14 protein-coding genes are annotated in these 14890 nt (G+C 61.7%); 10 read left to right on the top strand and 4 right to left on the bottom strand.

Annotated features, from left to right (window positions below; genetic code table 11):
• Nucleotides 1-86 precede the first annotated feature (86 nt).
• Complete coding sequence (gabT, locus tag NR126_RS27560; RefSeq protein ID WP_027617216.1) at nucleotides 87-1364, top strand: 4-aminobutyrate--2-oxoglutarate transaminase; 1278 nt, start codon at nucleotides 87-89, stop codon at nucleotides 1362-1364.
• Nucleotides 1365-1500: 136 nt separating this feature from the next.
• A complete protein-coding gene (locus NR126_RS27565) occupies nucleotides 1501-2721 on the top strand; it encodes a response regulator (protein ID WP_256832417.1) in 1221 nt (406 codons plus the stop codon).
• Between the two features lie 34 nt (nucleotides 2722-2755).
• On the opposite strand, the gene desA is transcribed toward NR126_RS27565, so the two are convergent.
• A complete protein-coding gene (gene desA / locus NR126_RS27570) occupies nucleotides 2756-3937 on the bottom strand; it encodes a delta-9 fatty acid desaturase DesA (RefSeq protein WP_027617218.1) in 1182 nt (393 codons plus the stop codon).
• A gap of 146 nt (nucleotides 3938-4083) precedes the next feature.
• On the opposite strand from desA, the gene dibA reads away from it, so the two are divergent.
• From dibA to NR126_RS27600, 6 genes are all read left to right on the top strand, one after another.
• Nucleotides 4084-6003 carry a phosphodiesterase DibA gene (dibA, locus tag NR126_RS27575; RefSeq protein WP_027617219.1) on the top strand — a complete coding sequence of 640 codons (1920 nt, stop codon included), beginning with the start codon at nucleotides 4084-4086 and terminating at the stop codon, nucleotides 6001-6003.
• Between the two features lie 173 nt (nucleotides 6004-6176).
• Nucleotides 6177-6362 (top strand): sulfur starvation response protein OscA, encoded by a 186-nt coding sequence (gene oscA / locus NR126_RS27580; protein ID WP_027617220.1) that lies wholly within the window; start codon nucleotides 6177-6179, stop codon nucleotides 6360-6362.
• A 74-nt stretch (nucleotides 6363-6436) separates the two neighbouring features.
• Nucleotides 6437-7450, top strand: a complete 1014-nt coding sequence (locus NR126_RS27585) for a sulfate ABC transporter substrate-binding protein (protein ID WP_027617221.1) — start codon at nucleotides 6437-6439, stop codon at nucleotides 7448-7450.
• Between the two features lie 138 nt (nucleotides 7451-7588).
• On the top strand, nucleotides 7589-8407 hold the full coding sequence (gene cysT, locus NR126_RS27590) for a sulfate ABC transporter permease subunit CysT (protein WP_105755916.1): 819 nt from the start codon (nucleotides 7589-7591) through the stop codon (nucleotides 8405-8407).
• A gap of 13 nt (nucleotides 8408-8420) precedes the next feature.
• On the top strand, nucleotides 8421-9293 hold the full coding sequence (gene cysW / locus NR126_RS27595) for a sulfate ABC transporter permease subunit CysW (protein WP_027617223.1): 873 nt from the start codon (nucleotides 8421-8423) through the stop codon (nucleotides 9291-9293).
• A gap of 3 nt (nucleotides 9294-9296) precedes the next feature.
• Nucleotides 9297-10286, top strand: coding sequence for a sulfate/molybdate ABC transporter ATP-binding protein (locus tag NR126_RS27600; protein WP_027617224.1), 990 nt, complete (start codon nucleotides 9297-9299; stop codon nucleotides 10284-10286).
• Between the two features lie 45 nt (nucleotides 10287-10331).
• Here the strand turns inward: NR126_RS27600 and NR126_RS27605 are convergent, their stop codons facing one another.
• Nucleotides 10332-10856 (bottom strand): DUF962 domain-containing protein, encoded by a 525-nt coding sequence (locus NR126_RS27605; RefSeq protein WP_027617225.1) that lies wholly within the window; start codon nucleotides 10854-10856, stop codon nucleotides 10332-10334.
• Between the two features lie 86 nt (nucleotides 10857-10942).
• On the opposite strand from NR126_RS27605, the gene NR126_RS27610 reads away from it, so the two are divergent.
• A complete protein-coding gene (locus tag NR126_RS27610; RefSeq protein WP_256832418.1) occupies nucleotides 10943-11623 on the top strand; it encodes a Crp/Fnr family transcriptional regulator in 681 nt (226 codons plus the stop codon).
• Nucleotides 11624-11627: 4 nt separating this feature from the next.
• Here NR126_RS27610 and NR126_RS27615 read toward each other — a convergent pair whose 3' ends face one another.
• Nucleotides 11628-12632 carry an AraC family transcriptional regulator gene (locus NR126_RS27615; protein ID WP_027617227.1) on the bottom strand — a complete coding sequence of 335 codons (1005 nt, stop codon included), beginning with the start codon at nucleotides 12630-12632 and terminating at the stop codon, nucleotides 11628-11630.
• 100 nt (nucleotides 12633-12732) lie between these two features.
• Here NR126_RS27615 and NR126_RS27620 point away from each other — a divergent pair, with 100 nt between their 5' ends.
• Entirely contained in the window at nucleotides 12733-13806 is a 1074-nt protein-coding gene (locus NR126_RS27620; RefSeq protein WP_027617228.1) for a fatty acid desaturase, read from the top strand.
• On the opposite strand, the gene NR126_RS27625 is transcribed toward NR126_RS27620, so the two are convergent.
• Nucleotides 13754-14707 carry a LysR family transcriptional regulator gene (locus tag NR126_RS27625; RefSeq protein WP_105755913.1) on the bottom strand — a complete coding sequence of 318 codons (954 nt, stop codon included), beginning with the start codon at nucleotides 14705-14707 and terminating at the stop codon, nucleotides 13754-13756. The two genes, NR126_RS27620 and NR126_RS27625, sit on opposite strands and share 53 nt — an antisense overlap.
• Nucleotides 14708-14890 lie beyond the last annotated feature (183 nt).

Below are 14890 nucleotides of genomic sequence, written 5' to 3' on the forward strand. Positions count from 1 at the left end.
AGTCGATCATCGCATGCTGCCGTAGTTGCCTCCCCGCCGCGTAATCCTTGAACCACGCCGACCGATGAGCGGCGAATGAGGACACTATGAGCAAGACTAACGCTTCTTTGATGAAACGCCGTGAAGCCGCTGTACCACGCGGTGTTGGCCAGATTCACCCAATCTTCGCCGAGTCCGCGAAGAACGCCACCGTGACCGACGTTGAAGGTCGCGAGTTCATCGACTTCGCCGGCGGTATCGCCGTGCTGAACACCGGTCACGTGCACCCGAAAATCATCGCCGCCGTGACTGAACAGCTGAACAAGCTGACCCACACTTGCTTCCAGGTGCTGGCGTACGAACCGTACGTAGAACTGTGCGAAAAAGTGAACGCCAAGGTCCCAGGTGATTTCGCCAAGAAAACCCTGCTGGTCACCACCGGTTCGGAAGCCGTGGAAAACGCTGTGAAAATCGCCCGTGCCGCCACTGGCCGCGCTGGCGTGATCGCCTTCACCGGCGCCTACCACGGCCGCACCATGATGACCCTGGGTCTGACTGGTAAAGTCGTGCCTTACTCGGCAGGCATGGGCCTGATGCCAGGCGGCGTGTTCCGCGCGCTGTACCCGAACGAACTGCACGGTGTGAGCATCGACGACTCGATCGCCAGCATCGAACGCATCTTCAAGAACGATGCCGAGCCGCGTGACATCGCCGCCATCATCATCGAGCCGGTGCAGGGTGAAGGCGGTTTCTACGTCGCGCCTAAAGAGTTCATGAAGCGCCTGCGTGCCCTGTGCGACCAGCACGGCATCCTGCTGATCGCTGACGAAGTACAAACCGGCGCTGGCCGTACCGGCACCTTCTTCGCCATGGAACAGATGGGCGTTGCTGCCGACCTGACCACCTTTGCCAAATCCATCGCTGGCGGCTTCCCGCTGGCCGGTGTCTGCGGCAAGGCCGAATACATGGACGCCATCGCTCCAGGCGGCCTGGGCGGCACCTACGCCGGTAGCCCGATCGCGTGTGCTGCGGCCCTGGCCGTGATGGAAGTGTTCGAAGAAGAGCACCTGCTGGATCGCTGCAAGGCGGTGGGCGAGCGTCTGGTGACCGGCCTGAAAGCCATCCAGGCGAAGTACCCGGTCATCGGTGAAGTACGTGCCCTGGGCGCGATGATCGCGGTCGAGCTGTTCGAGAACGGCGACAGCCACAAGCCTAACGCCCCAGCCGTGGCTGCAGTGGTTGCCAAGGCTCGCGAGAAAGGTCTGATTCTGCTGTCCTGCGGCACCTACGGCAACGTGCTGCGGGTCCTGGTTCCGCTGACTTCGCCGGACGAGCAACTGGACAAAGGTCTGGCGATCATCGAAGAGTGCTTCTCCGAGCTCTGATCACCGAGTGTGACCGGCTTCACAAAAAACCCGCTTCGGCGGGTTTTTTTGGTCTTTGGAAACACATCCTCGGCTTTTCACCTGTATCGAAGTGCCAGCATTGTCTAAGGTGCAAGGATTGTCCCGGAGTGAAAAGATGACCGTTGTAGAGCTTCCCGCTGTGCCTCGCGTGCTGATTGCCGAAGCCGATCCCTGGTCGCGCGATCTGCTCAAACAGGTGTTGCTCAACGTGCGTTGCGACGCGCGGCTGGACCTGTGTGCCGACGGCCAGCAAGCGCTGCAACTGTTGAGCGAGCAGCCCTATGACCTGGTGATCGCCGATTGGGAATTGCCGGGGGTCGATGGCCTCAATGTGCTGCGCAGTGTGCGCCAGCGCCGTCGCCAGCCGTTGCTGCCGTTCATTCTGATGAGCAGCCGCAACGACAGCGCCAGCGTCCATGAAGCCGTGCCGCTGGCACCCACTGCCTATCTGACCAAACCGCTGGACATGGAAAACCTGACCCTGCGCTTGCAGCAGTTGCTGCTCAACGCCGGGCAGACTGTGTCCTGCGAGGTGCCGACCCTGGCGCCGGGCATGAGCCTTTCGACCTTTCTCGAGCGCCGCCGCGAGCTGGCCGACGGTGCGCCGCTGCTCACCGACGTGCAGCAGGCGGTCAAGCGCAGCCTTAATCCCAATGGCCTGGACCTGCGCTTGCTGGAAGAGGAAGTGTGCACCGACCCACAGATCACCGCCGTGCTGATCGCCGCCGCCAACAGCGCCGCCCATCACCTGGGTGAAGGCGTACAGACCCTGTCCCAGGCTCTTCATCGCCTGGGTACCGGGCAAAGCATGAACCTGGTGCTCGGGCTGGCCCTCAAGCGCAGCGCCAGGTTGAGCGACCCGCTGCTGGCCGACTACGCCGAGCGCTACTGGGAGCTGTCGCTGCACACCGCGGAATACGCCCGGACCCTGGCGCGCCTGCTTGATCTTGATCAGGAGCGCTGCTACTGCGCGGGCATGCTCCATTGCCTCGGCGACCTGGCACTGTTGCGTTGCCTGCAGGAGTGGAAACAGGCCGGCGGCGAGCTGGATGATCAGGAGCAGATCGGCAACGCCCTCACGGAGTTTGCCGCCGCCTACGGTTCGGCCTTGCGCACCCGCTGGCGCCTGCCGCTGGAGCTGCGGGAATTGATTGCCGCGGTTTATCAGCTTGGTGGCGGGGTGTACTCGCGCGAAGCGCTGGTGATGAACATGGCGGCCAGTCTGGCGCGCCTGACCGAGCATGAGGGCGTGGAAGCGTTGGCTAAAAGCCGGACGGCGCGCCTGCTGAAGATTGGCTTGCCGGAATTGATGCGCCTGCGCAAGACGCCAGCCTGAGCGCGGGAGTGAGTTGCCTCACTCCCGCCGAGTTTCAGGCCGCTGGACGCAGCGAGTAGGTTTTCAGCTGGTGGGCGAAGTCGCGCAGCGATTGAATGCCGCTGGCTTCGGCTTCATGAACCCAGTCCTTGATCGCAGCCAGCATGTCGTGGCCGTTGGAGCTGGTCTTGAGCCAGATCTGCTGCAAAGCCAGGCGCTTCTCGTAGATCACTTTCAGTGCCTGGCTGTGCTCAAGCATGGTCTGGATGCGCAGGTGATGGCGGTCTTCCAGCAGGCTGGTCTCACGCGACAGCAGGCGTTTGGCGCGGTGGAATTGGTGGCGCACCGAATGGTCGACCTTTTCCAGCTCCTGCTTGACCAGCGGGCCAATCACCAGCTTGCGGTACTGGGCCATGATCTGGAAGCGGTTGTTGAGGATCGCCATGGCGGTGTCCATGTCCAGGCTGCCCTTGCCTTCGACGCGGTGGGCGATAGGCGCCACCCGTTGCACCTTGGCCAGGCGCAGGAAGCTGAACACCTGGATCCAGGCCCAGCCCATGTCGAACTCCCACTTCTTCACCGACAGCTTGGCCGAGTTGGGGTAGGTGTGGTGGTTGTTGTGCAGCTCTTCACCACCGATCAGGATGCCCCACGGCACCAGGTTGGTCGCCGCATCGCGGCACTCGAAGTTGCGATAGCCCACGGCGTGCCCCAGGCCATTGATCACGCCGGCCGCCCAGACCGGGATCCACATCATCTGGATCGCCCAGATGGTGATGCCGATGGTGCCGAACAGCAGCAGGTCGATGACCCCCATGATCGCCACGCCCAGCAGCGGGTAACGGCTGTACAGCTTGCGTTCGATCCAGTCTTCGGGGCAGTTCTTGCCGTAGATGCGCAGCGTCTCGGCGTTTTCCGCCTCGGCGCGGTACAGCTCGGCGCCTTTGCGCAGCACTGTCGACAGGCCCTTGATTACCGGACTGTGCGGATCATCGACGGTTTCGCACTTGGCGTGGTGCTTGCGGTGGATCGCCGTCCACTCGCGGGTGTTCTGCGCGGTGGTCAGCCACAGCCAGAACCGGAAGAAGTGTTTGAGGCCGGCGTTCAGCTCAAGGGAGCGGTGCGCCGAGTAGCGATGCAGGTAGACCGTGACGCCGACGATGGTGATGTGAGTCATGACCAGAGTGACCGCCACCAGTTGCCAGGCTGACAAGCCGAGTAAACCTTCGTACCACATAGGCTGTTGGGCCCTCGATAAAGAAAAAAATAGCTCGCGCATTATCACTCAGGACACAGATAAAACCAGTCGGGCTTTCAGATAAGAGAGGAGTGGTGGCTCTTTGCTCTATAATTCTGAGCTTTCGTAGGGACATGGACGACCGAATGTCGGCATCTTATCGCGCAGCCTTCCGTGCGGCGCTGCTTTACCTGGTGGTTTCCTGCGTGTGGCTGGGTGTCACTGGTTGTTTATTGAGCAGAATATTCGATGGTTCAGCGGATTTGCCGCGTTGGCAGCTGATCAACGGTTATGTCTGGGTCGGCCTCAGTGCCGGCTTGATTCTGCTGGCCCTGGCCGGGCGCTGGAACGTACTGGGACTCAAGGATGCCCTGCGTTTTCACCAGGAAGATCGCGCGCGTCTGCGTCAGGCGCAGGCGGTGTTCGATTGCACCCACGAAGGGGTGCTGGTCACTGATCGCCAGCGCAAGATTGTCCACGTCAATCGTGCGTTCATGGCCATCACCGGCTACTTGCCAGACGAAGTACTGGGGCATACACCGAGCCTGTTCAAGTCCGGTCACCACTCTCCGGATTTTTATAAGCAGATGTTTCAGGCCTTGGGCCGGAACGGAGAATGGAGCGGCGAAATCTGGAATCGGCGAAAAAGCGGCGAGATTTTCCCGCAATGGCAAACCATCCGGGTCATTCGCGATGACTGCGGCCAGCTCAGTCATTACGTGGCGGTGTTCTCCGACATCAGTGCGATCAAGGATTCCGAACACGAGATCAAGCGCCTGGCGCACCATGATCCGCTGACCGATCTGCCCAACCGCCTGTTGTTCCGCGACCGCGTCGAGCAGGCACTGGCGTCGGCGCAGGTGCACAAGCGCGGCTGTGCGTTGCTGATGATCGATCTCGACCAATTCAAGATGATCAACGACAGCCTGGGGCACAACGTCGGCGACCGCCTGCTCAAGGCCGTGGCATCGCGCTTGCGCGAGCTGTTCGGACCGGGCGTCACCCTGGCGCGGCTCGGCGGTGACGAGTTTGCCGTGCTGGTCGAGGACTGTGGGCAGTTGGTGCAGGCGGCGGGCCATGCGCAACGCATCCTCGACAGCCTGAAAGACGCCTTCGTGATCGACGGCGGCCAATTGTTCATCAATGCCAGCGTCGGCATCAGCCTGTTTCCCAGTGACGCCTTGAGTGCCGATCAATTGCTGCGCAATGCCGATTCGGCGCTGTTCAAGGTCAAGAGCTCCGGGCGCAACGACTACGCGCTGTACACCGAAGAGCTGACGGCGCATGCCCAGCACCGGGTGGAGATTGCCTTCGAGCTGCGCCGCGCCCTTGAACAGCAGGAGCTGCGGGTCTATTACCAGCCGGTGCACGATCTACAGTTCAGCCGGTTGGTGGGCGTCGAAGCGCTGGTGCGTTGGCAGCACCCGCAACGGGGGCTGGTGCCGCCGGGTGAGTTCATCCCGATTGCCGAGCGCACCGGGCTGATTGCCGAGATCGACGCCTGGGTGATGCAGCAGGCGTGTCAGCAAATGTGCGCCTGGCAGCAGGCCGGGGTGGTGCTGTCGTTCGTCGCGGTGAATGTCTCGACCCGCTTGTTTGCTGGCCGTGAGTTGTACGAACGCGTTGCCCAAGTCCTGCACGACACCGGTCTGGACCCCGCATTCCTCGAGCTCGAGGTGACTGAAAGCGCGGTGATGCTCGATCCGGAGGTGGCGCTGGAGCAGATGCACCGCTTGCGTGAGTTGGGCGTGCGCCTGGCCATCGACGATTTCGGCACGGGCTATTCGTCACTGCTGCGGCTCAAGCGCCTGCCGGTGCAGAAGCTGAAGATCGACCAGGGTTTTGTCGCCGGTCTGCCGGCAGACGACGATGACGCGGCGATCGTGCGGGTAATCATCGCCCTGGCGCAGAGCATGGGCATGCAGGTGCACGCCGAGGGCATCGAACATCAGGATCAGGCGGGCTTTTTGCTCGAACACCGCTGCGACCTCGGGCAGGGCTACTGGTTTGGTCGGCCGATGCCGGCGAGCGAGCTGGACTGGTCGCGGGCCCCGGCGATTCGCTAGGCCATTCAAGGGGCTACGGCGCGGCCCCTTTCCGTGTACATCACATCCAGTCATTCGGTTATATAAACATTCTTAAATAGTATTTTTAAGAATATCTATGGCTCTCTACTATTGCTCCTACGCCGCAAGCAGTGCCGCCACTGCCAGGCACTTCCCCTTTCAGGAGCAGCACCATGAGCGCATCTCTACGTAGCGTTGACGGACATGACGAAGCCACCATTCTGCGCGAAATCCAGAGCGCCCTGCGCGATCTGCGTTTTGGCGCGGTAGAGATCACCGTGCACAACGCCCAGGTGGTGCAGATCGAGCGCAAGGAAAAATTCCGCCTGCAGAGCCCGGCCGGCAACAAGCCGAGCTGAGTCTGCCCGGCACCGGCAACCCGTTTCCAGAAAACCATAAGAACAGCCCACACAAAAATTTCAGGAGCTTCACCATGTCGTCGATTCGCCGTTACGCTTTGGCCGCTCTGGCCAGTGCCATTTTTGCCGGTTCCGCGGTTGCCAAGGATTACGAGTTGCTGAACGTGTCGTACGACCCGACCCGTGAGCTGTATCAGGAATACAACGCCGAATTCATCAACTACTGGAAGAAAGAACACGCTGGCGACAACGTGAAGATCCAGCAGTCCCATGGTGGCTCTGGCAAGCAAGGCCGGGCGGTGATCGATGGCCTGCGTGCCGACGTGGTGACCCTGGCCCTGGCCGGTGACATCGACGAAATCGCCAAGTTGGGCAAGACCCTGCCCGCCGACTGGCAGAAGCGTCTGCCCGATGCCAGCACCCCTTACACCTCGACCATCGTGTTCCTGGTGCGCAAGGGCAACCCCAAGGGCATCAAGGACTGGGGCGACCTGACCAAGAACGGCGTGGAAGTGATCACCCCGAACCCGAAAACCTCGGGCGGTGCGCGCTGGAACTTCCTCGCGGCCTGGGCCTATGGCCTGAAAGCCAACGGTGGCGATGAAGCCAAGGCCAAGGAATACGTGCAGACCCTGTTCAAGCATGTGCCTGTGCTGGACACCGGCGCACGCGGCTCGACCATCACCTTCGTCAACAACGGTCAGGGTGACGTGTTGCTGGCCTGGGAAAACGAAGCCTTCCTGGCACTCAAGGAAGATGGCGGCGCGGACAAGTTCGACATCGTCGTGCCGTCGCTGTCGATCCTTGCCGAGCCGCCGGTGGCCGTGGTCGACAAGAACGCCGAGAAAAAGGGCAACGAGCAGATCGCCGAAGCCTATCTCAAGCACCTGTACAGCCCGGCCGGGCAGGAGATCGCGGCGAAAAACTTCTACCGTCCACGTGACAAGGAAGTGGCCGCCAAATACGCCAAGCAGTTCCCGAGCCTGGACCTGGTGACCATCGACAAGGACTTCGGCGGCTGGAAATCCGCGCAGCCAAAATTCTTCAATGATGGCGGAGTGTTCGACCAGATCTATCAGGCGCAGTAATCTGACGACCGCCTTACCTGTAGGAGCGAGCCTGCTCGCGATGACGGACGATCAGCCAACCCCTTTGTTGTCTGAGTCACCGCCTTCGCGAGCAGGCTCGCTCCTACAGTTGTAACCAGCCATTGACCAAGGACTTTTATGTCGCGTCGTATCTCCCCCGTCATACCCGGCTTCGGGCTGACGCTGGGCTACACCTTGGTGTACCTCAGCCTGATCGTACTCATACCCCTGGCGGCGATGTTCGTGCATGCCGCGCAACTGACCTGGGAGCAGTTCTGGGCCATCATCACCGCCCCCCGAGTGCTGGCGGCGTTGAAGTTGAGCTTCGGCACCGCGCTGTGCGCAGCCGTGATCAACGGCATCATCGGTACGCTGCTGGCCTGGGTGCTGGTGCGCTACACCTTCCCAGGGCGCAAAATCATCGACGCGATGATCGACCTGCCGTTCGCCTTGCCGACGGCGGTCGCCGGTATCGCCTTGACCGCGCTCTACGCACCTAATGGTTTGGTCGGTCAGTTTGCCGCGGACCTCGGTTTCAAGATTGCCTATACCCCCCTGGGTATCACCCTTGCCCTGACGTTTGTGACCCTTCCGTTCGTGGTACGTACGGTACAACCGGTGTTGGCCGATATCCCCAAGGAAATCGAAGAAGCCGCCGCGTGCCTGGGTGCCAAACCCCTGCAAGTGTTCCGCTACATCCTGCTGCCGGCGCTGCTGCCAGCCTGGCTGACCGGCTTCGCCCTAGCGTTCGCGCGCGGTGTCGGTGAGTACGGTTCGGTGATCTTCATCGCCGGCAACATGCCGATGAAAACCGAAATTTTGCCGTTGCTGATCATGGTCAAGCTCGACCAATACGATTACACCGGTGCCACTTCCATTGGCGTGTTGATGCTGGTGGTTTCCTTTGTCCTGTTGCTGCTGATCAACCTGTTGCAGCGGCGCATCGAAACCCCATAAGGAGGCGCGAACCATGTCCCAATCGTCTATTAGCGCCGCATCCTCGGCCAACGCCGCCCGCCGTGGCAGCCCCGGCGCCCGGCGCGTCCTGATTGTCCTGGGCTGGCTGATCTTTGCCCTGTTCCTGCTGTTGCCGTTGTTTATCGTGGTGTCCCAGGGCCTGAAACTGGGCCTGGGGGCTTTCTTCGCCGCGATCTTCGAACCGGACGCCCTGTCCGCGCTGAAGCTGACGGTAATCGCCGTGCTGATCTCGGTGCCGTTGAACCTGGTGTTCGGCGTCAGCGCCGCCTGGTGCGTGAGCAAGTACTCGTTCCGTGGCAAAAGCATGCTGGTGACCCTGATCGACTTGCCGTTCTCGGTGTCGCCGGTGATCGCCGGTCTGGTCTATGTGCTGATGTTCGGCGCCCAGGGCTTCTTCGGCCCGTGGCTGTCGGATCACGACATCCAGATTGTCTTCGCCTTGCCGGGCATCGTTCTCGCGACAATCTTCGTTACCGTGCCGTTCGTGGCCCGTGAGCTGATCCCGCTGATGCAAGAGCAGGGCACTCAGGAAGAGGAAGCCGCACGCCTGCTGGGCGCCAACGGCTGGCAGATGTTCTGGCATGTGACCGTGCCGAACATTAAATGGGGCCTGATCTACGGCGTGGTGCTCTGTACCGCGCGGGCGATGGGTGAATTTGGCGCGGTGTCGGTGGTGTCCGGGCATATTCGCGGGGTGACCAACACCTTGCCGTTGCACGTCGAGATCCTCTACAACGAGTACAACCACGTCGCCGCCTTTGCCGTCGCGAGCCTGTTGCTGATCCTGGCGCTCTTCATCCTGCTGCTCAAGCAGTGGAGCGAAAACCGTATTAACCGCCTGCGCGCCAGCGCCGCGGAGGAATAATTCATGTCGATCGAAGTGCGTAACGTCAGCAAGAATTTCAATGCGTTCAAGGCGCTGGACAACATCAGCCTGGACATTCAAAGCGGTGAGTTGGTGGCTTTGCTCGGCCCATCCGGCTGCGGCAAGACCACTCTTTTGCGGATCATTGCCGGCCTGGAAACCCCGGATCAAGGCAACATCGTGTTCCACGGTGAAGACGTCTCCGGCCACGACGTGCGTGATCGCAACGTCGGTTTCGTGTTCCAGCACTACGCGCTGTTTCGCCACATGACGGTGTTCGACAACGTCGCGTTCGGCCTGCGCATGAAGCCGAAGAACCAGCGTCCAAACGAAAGCCAGATTGCCGCCAAGGTCCACGAATTGCTGAACATGGTGCAACTGGACTGGTTGTCGGATCGCTACCCGGAACAGTTGTCCGGCGGTCAGCGCCAGCGTATCGCCCTGGCCCGCGCTCTGGCGGTGGAACCCAAGGTGCTGCTGCTCGACGAGCCGTTCGGCGCCCTTGATGCCAAGGTCCGTAAAGAACTGCGCCGCTGGTTGGCGCGCCTGCATGAGGACATCAATCTGACCTCGGTATTCGTGACTCACGACCAGGAAGAGGCGATGGAAGTCGCTGATCGCATCGTGGTGATGAACAAGGGCGTGATCGAACAGATCGGCTCACCAGGCCAGGTCTACGAGAATCCGGCCAGCGATTTTGTCTACCACTTCCTCGGCGACTCCAACCGCCTGCACCTGGGCGAGGACAATCATGTGTTGTTCCGTCCCCATGAAGTGTCGCTGTCGCGCCATGAACTGGAAGATCACCACGCAGCGCAAGTGCGCGACATCCGTCCGTTGGGCGCGACCACTCGGGTGACCCTCAAAGTCGAAGGGCAGAGCGAGTTGATCGAGGCGGAAGTGGTCAAGGACCACGACAGCCTGACCGGCTTGGCCAAGGGCGAGACGTTGTTCTTCAAGCCGAAGGTTTGGCAGAAAGTCGCGAACATCTAGGTTCACTCGTCAAAAAAATGTGGGAGCGGTCCTTAGGGGGGCGGTTCACGCTGCCACATTTTTCTTGCTCACCCGCACCGGCCCCGAGCGCTGTTCGATCTGCTGCTTGAGCTCCTGGCGCATCCCCAGCAGAAACGCCAACTCCGCTACCACAAACAACGGCCCGACGATCAACCCCGACACGTCATCGACAAACGCCGGCTTCTTGCCTTCGTAGTAGTGCCCGACAAACTGGATCACCCAGCCCACCACAAACATCCCGATCCCGCTGCTGAGCCACACCATCGTGCTCTGCGCCGCCAGCGCGTGTCCGGCCCAAACCGACAGCCCCATCAGCACCGTCATCAGCACCCCCAGCGCCAGCTCAAGGCGCAGGTAGAACCACGCCGAAAACAACGCCACGATGACTGCCGGTGAAATCCAGAGGCTGCCCACGACCCATTCGGGGCGCGACAGCAGCACGGCCACCGCCACCACAATCAACGGAATCCCGATAAAGTGACTGGCGATGTTGCGCGGGTCACGGTGGTAGGCAGCGTATTGACTGAGATGGTCAACGAGGCTTTTCATTGTTATTTCCTCCTGTAGGGATGTCGATCATGCCCTGCGGTCCGTCGGCGCTCTGTCAGCCAGACGACAATCAGCTTGGAGAGTGCATGCAAATCCCGGTCTGGCGTTCGCGCCTGATGCAAGGCCAGTGGTTCAGCCACCTGGCGCCTGAGTTACAGGATAGTCTGCTGGCCCTGGCCCGTGTGCGACGGCTGACGCCGGGGCAGCGCCTGTTCGGCCGGGGCGACGCGCCCTGTGGTTTGTACGCGGTGCTCGAGGGGGCGGTGCGAATCGGCGCGGTGAGCGAGCAGGGCAAGGAAGCGCTGTTGAGTCTGATCGAGCCGGCACAGTGGTTCGGCGAGATTTGCCTGTTCGACGGCCAGCCGCGAACCCACGACGCCTACGCTGTGGGGCCTTGCACCCTGCTGCAGATTCCCCAGGCGGCGTTGCTCGCCTGCCTCGACGAACACCCTCGTTACTGGCGCCAGCTGGCGTTATTGATGAGCCATAAATTGCGCCTGACCTTCATCAACATCGAGCAGTTGACCCTGCTGCCAGCACCGGCCCGCGTCGCCCAGCGCTTGCTGATGATCGCCGACGGCTACGGCGAAATCGAACCGGCGCGCCGGGTATTGCAGTTGCCCCAGGAGCAGTTGGCGCTGCTGTTGTCGTTGTCACGGCAGACCACCAATCAGATCCTCAAGGATTTGGAAAGCCAGGGGCTGCTGCGGATTGGATACGGCACGATCGAGATTCTCGATGCCGCAGGCCTGCGGAGCATGGTTTGAAGGATCACCCCAACCCATCCCGAAACTGCCCCGGCGTCATGCCCGTCCAGCGTTTGAAAGCGCGGCTGAAGCTACTGGTGTCGGCGAACCCCAGCAGGTAGCTGATCTCGCTGAGTGAACACTGCGGGTCGCGCAGATGCAGCAGGGCGAGGTTTTCGCGGCTTTCGTTGAGCAAGGTGTCGAAGCGACAACCCTCGTCCGCCAGGTGGCGTTGCAGGCTGCGCAAGCTCAGGTGCAGGGTATGGGCGATGCGTTCGGCGCTGGGCTCGCCTTCGGGCAATTGCTCCTCGATGGCATCGCGGACCTTGCGTTCCCAGGTCAGCGGCTTGAGTTGCGCCAGGGTGCGTTTGAGCACGGTTTCGTTGTGCTCGGCCAACTCCGGGTTGGCGTCGTCCAGGTGGCTGTCGAAGTCATCAAGAGAGAATTCCAGGCGGTCTTGCGCGGCGGCGAAATGCACCGGGGCGCGGAATACCTTGTGCCAGGGGTGCGGATCCGCCGGTTGCGGGCGGCGCAGGTACACGGCCAGCGGCGCGTATTCACGACCCAGGCGATTGCGGCAGGTGCGCACGTAGATCGCAGCGAAAGCATCGATGGCTTCCGGTGCCGGTGCCGGGCTGTTCTCGGGAACGCTGAGGGTGAAGCAGTAGCGGTCCTCGTCACGGCTCAGGTGCAATTCCAGGGCGTCGCTGACCACCTGGTGATAGCGCACGATGCGCTCGAACACTTCGCGCAGACTGCCGCTGGCCACCAACGCATAGCCCAGTGCGTGAAAGGTGGTGGGGCTGACGAAGCGCGAGACCCGCAGGCCGATCGCCGGGTCGCCGCTGACCTGCACCGCCAATTCCCACAGGCGAGTGGTGGCTGATAGCGGGTAGCGGGCATTCGGATCGTCCATCAGTTGCGGGTCGAGTCCGGCCTGCAGGCACAGGGCGCCGCTGTCCAGGCCCAGGGCATCGAGTTGTTTGCGCAGTGCGCGCGTCCAGCTGGCGAGGGAGGTGGGTTCAATCATGATGATTGGCGCTTCCGGTCAACAGGTTGGCGTCCACAGCTAGCGCCCGGGGCGACCGCGCAAGGCAGCATGCGAACCTCAATAACCAGAGGATGGAAGCATGCACGGTACTTCTGCAAGTCCCGATCGCCTGAATGCCCAGCAACGTTCGGCGCATATTCGTGAAGTGGTGCTGGCCAAGGGTGTCGAATTGCGTGAGCGCTATCCGTTGCTCAAGCATCAGGATGCGTTGGGAGCGGGCATCCTGGCGTTCGCCCTGGCCGGGATGGTCGGCTCGGCGGTGTTGTACATCAACGGTCACCTGGTGTGGTGGGCGTGCCTGCTGCTCAATGCTTTTCTGGCGTCGTTGACCCATGAGCTGGAGCACGACCTGATCCACAGCATGTATTTCCGCAAACAGCGCGTGCCCCACAACCTGATGCTCGGGCTGGTCTGGCTGGCGCGGCCGAGCACCATCAATCCGTGGATCCGCCGCCACTTGCACCTCAATCACCACAAGGTGTCGGGTACCGAGGCCGACATGGAGGAGCGCGCCATCACCAATGGCGAAACCTGGGGTGTCGTGCGTCTGTTGATGGTCGGCGATAACCTGATGGCGGCGTTGATTCGCCTGTTGCGGGCGCCCACCTGGGCGCATAAGTGGAGCATCCTGCGCCGGGTGCTCAAGGTCTATGCACCGCTGGCGTTGCTGCATTGGGGCGCGTGGTACGTGTTTCTCGGCTTTCACGCCATCAACGCCGTGGCTTATCTGGCGGGCACTTCCGTGCCGTGGTCGGACACCACGCTGGCGGTCATGCAGGTGATTGATATCGCGGCGGTGGTGATCATTGGACCGAATGTCTTGCGCACCTTTTGCCTGCACTTTGTCAGCTCCAACATGCACTACTACGGCGACGTCGAACCGGGCAACGTATTGCAGCAGACCCAGGTGCTCAACCCCTGGTGGCTGTGGCCGCTGCAGGCGTTCTGCTTCAACTTCGGCAGCAGCCACGGTATCCATCATTTCGTGGTCAAGGAGCCGTTTTACATCCGCCAGTTGACCGTGCCGGTGGCGCACAAGGTGATGCGCGAGATGGGGGTGCGCTTCAATGACTTCGGCACCTTTGGCCGGGCCAACCGCTTCACGCGCAAGGCTGCGCCGCAGGCAGAGGTCGCGCCGGGGTTGCGGGTGTGAGCGCGGGCTGCGGTGGCTGATCCAGCATCTGCAGAATGTCGATCAGGGCCCGTGCGGCGGGGGACAGTCGATACCCGGTGCGGGTGACAATCCCGCAGCGGGTGCTCAAGCTCTCGAGGTGCGGCGGCAGGTTGCGCCACTGCAGCAGGGCCACGCTGTCGTCGGTGATCTCCTCGGCACTGGCGACGCCGATGGCGTTGGACTGCAGCACGATTTTCAGCAGCGCGGGCACGTGCTCGGTCTCGATGCTCGGCGAAAAATCGCTGCGGCCACTGAGGTTGGCCAGTGATTTGCGAATGCCCGCCGGCAACTGCGTGGTCGCCAGCGGATAGACGAACATGTCATTGGTCGACAGACTTTCCTTGGCCAGCAGTGGGTGCCCCGGTCGGCAGAAGAACACGCTGCGTCTTGGGGTCAGCGCACGGGTCTGGAAATTCGGATCGGCCTCGAAATGACGGATGTCGGCGATAAAAAATTCGATCTCTTCGCGGCTCAGGGCGCGGCTCAGTCGCTGGCCGTTATCCACCTGAAAACAACTGCGCAGCTTCGGGTGTGAGTTGACCAGGCGCGCCACCGCGTCCGGCACCAGCCTGGCGGCCGCCGCCGGGTCGCAACCGAAGCGTACTTCACCGGCATCGAGCTTGGTCATCTGCGTCACCTGGGTGCTGAGCAAGGCAGCACCCTGGACCAGGCTCAAGGCATGCTGCAACACCACCTGGCCCTCGGGTGTGGGGCGCAAATCCTTGTGCCCGCGATCCACCAGCACGCAACCGAACTCCTGCTCCAGCCCCTGGATGCTACGGCTGAAAGCCGGCTGCGTGATGCCCATGGCGTCGGCGGCACGGACGAAGCTGCGGTGCTCGTTGAGGGCGATGAAATAGCGCAGCTGGCGGAGGTCCATGGTTTTTGCGGCGTCCTGGAAAGGGCTTGGTGGTGAGGGATGCCTGAGGTTTTAAAGGGGATTTGATATGCCGTCAATTGATCAGTTTTTATGTTGTTAGATGATATTGGAATATGCACGCCCTCCCTGGAGCGAGCCTGCTCGCGATGCTCGTCAACGATGACGCGCGGCAGCCTGAATCCA

Origin of the sequence: Pseudomonas sp. Pse1 (genome assembly GCF_024519635.1) — a bacterium.
Taxonomy (GTDB): Bacteria; Pseudomonadota; Gammaproteobacteria; order Pseudomonadales; family Pseudomonadaceae; genus Aquipseudomonas.

Excerpts from the sequence above, each read along its gene's own strand:
- cysT (WP_105755916.1), top strand. The coding sequence starts at position 7,589 with ATGTCGCGTCGTATCTCCCCCGTCATACCCGGCTTCGGGCTGACGCTG.
- NR126_RS27600 (WP_027617224.1), top strand. The coding sequence starts at position 9,297 with ATGTCGATCGAAGTGCGTAACGTCAGCAAGAATTTCAATGCGTTCAAG.
- NR126_RS27585 (WP_027617221.1), top strand. The coding sequence starts at position 6,437 with ATGTCGTCGATTCGCCGTTACGCTTTGGCCGCTCTGGCCAGTGCCATT.
- NR126_RS27615 (WP_027617227.1), bottom strand. The coding sequence starts at position 12,632 with ATGATTGAACCCACCTCCCTCGCCAGCTGGACGCGCGCACTGCGCAAA.
- dibA (WP_027617219.1), top strand. The coding sequence starts at position 4,084 with ATGTCGGCATCTTATCGCGCAGCCTTCCGTGCGGCGCTGCTTTACCTG.
- NR126_RS27620 (WP_027617228.1), top strand. The coding sequence starts at position 12,733 with ATGCACGGTACTTCTGCAAGTCCCGATCGCCTGAATGCCCAGCAACGT.
- gabT (WP_027617216.1), top strand. The coding sequence starts at position 87 with ATGAGCAAGACTAACGCTTCTTTGATGAAACGCCGTGAAGCCGCTGTA.
- oscA (WP_027617220.1), top strand. The coding sequence starts at position 6,177 with ATGAGCGCATCTCTACGTAGCGTTGACGGACATGACGAAGCCACCATT.
- desA (WP_027617218.1), bottom strand. The coding sequence starts at position 3,937 with ATGTGGTACGAAGGTTTACTCGGCTTGTCAGCCTGGCAACTGGTGGCG.
- cysW (WP_027617223.1), top strand. The coding sequence starts at position 8,421 with ATGTCCCAATCGTCTATTAGCGCCGCATCCTCGGCCAACGCCGCCCGC.
- NR126_RS27610 (WP_256832418.1), top strand. The coding sequence starts at position 10,943 with ATGCAAATCCCGGTCTGGCGTTCGCGCCTGATGCAAGGCCAGTGGTTC.
- NR126_RS27625 (WP_105755913.1), bottom strand. The coding sequence starts at position 14,707 with ATGGACCTCCGCCAGCTGCGCTATTTCATCGCCCTCAACGAGCACCGC.
- NR126_RS27565 (WP_256832417.1), top strand. The coding sequence starts at position 1,501 with ATGACCGTTGTAGAGCTTCCCGCTGTGCCTCGCGTGCTGATTGCCGAA.
- NR126_RS27605 (WP_027617225.1), bottom strand. The coding sequence starts at position 10,856 with ATGAAAAGCCTCGTTGACCATCTCAGTCAATACGCTGCCTACCACCGT.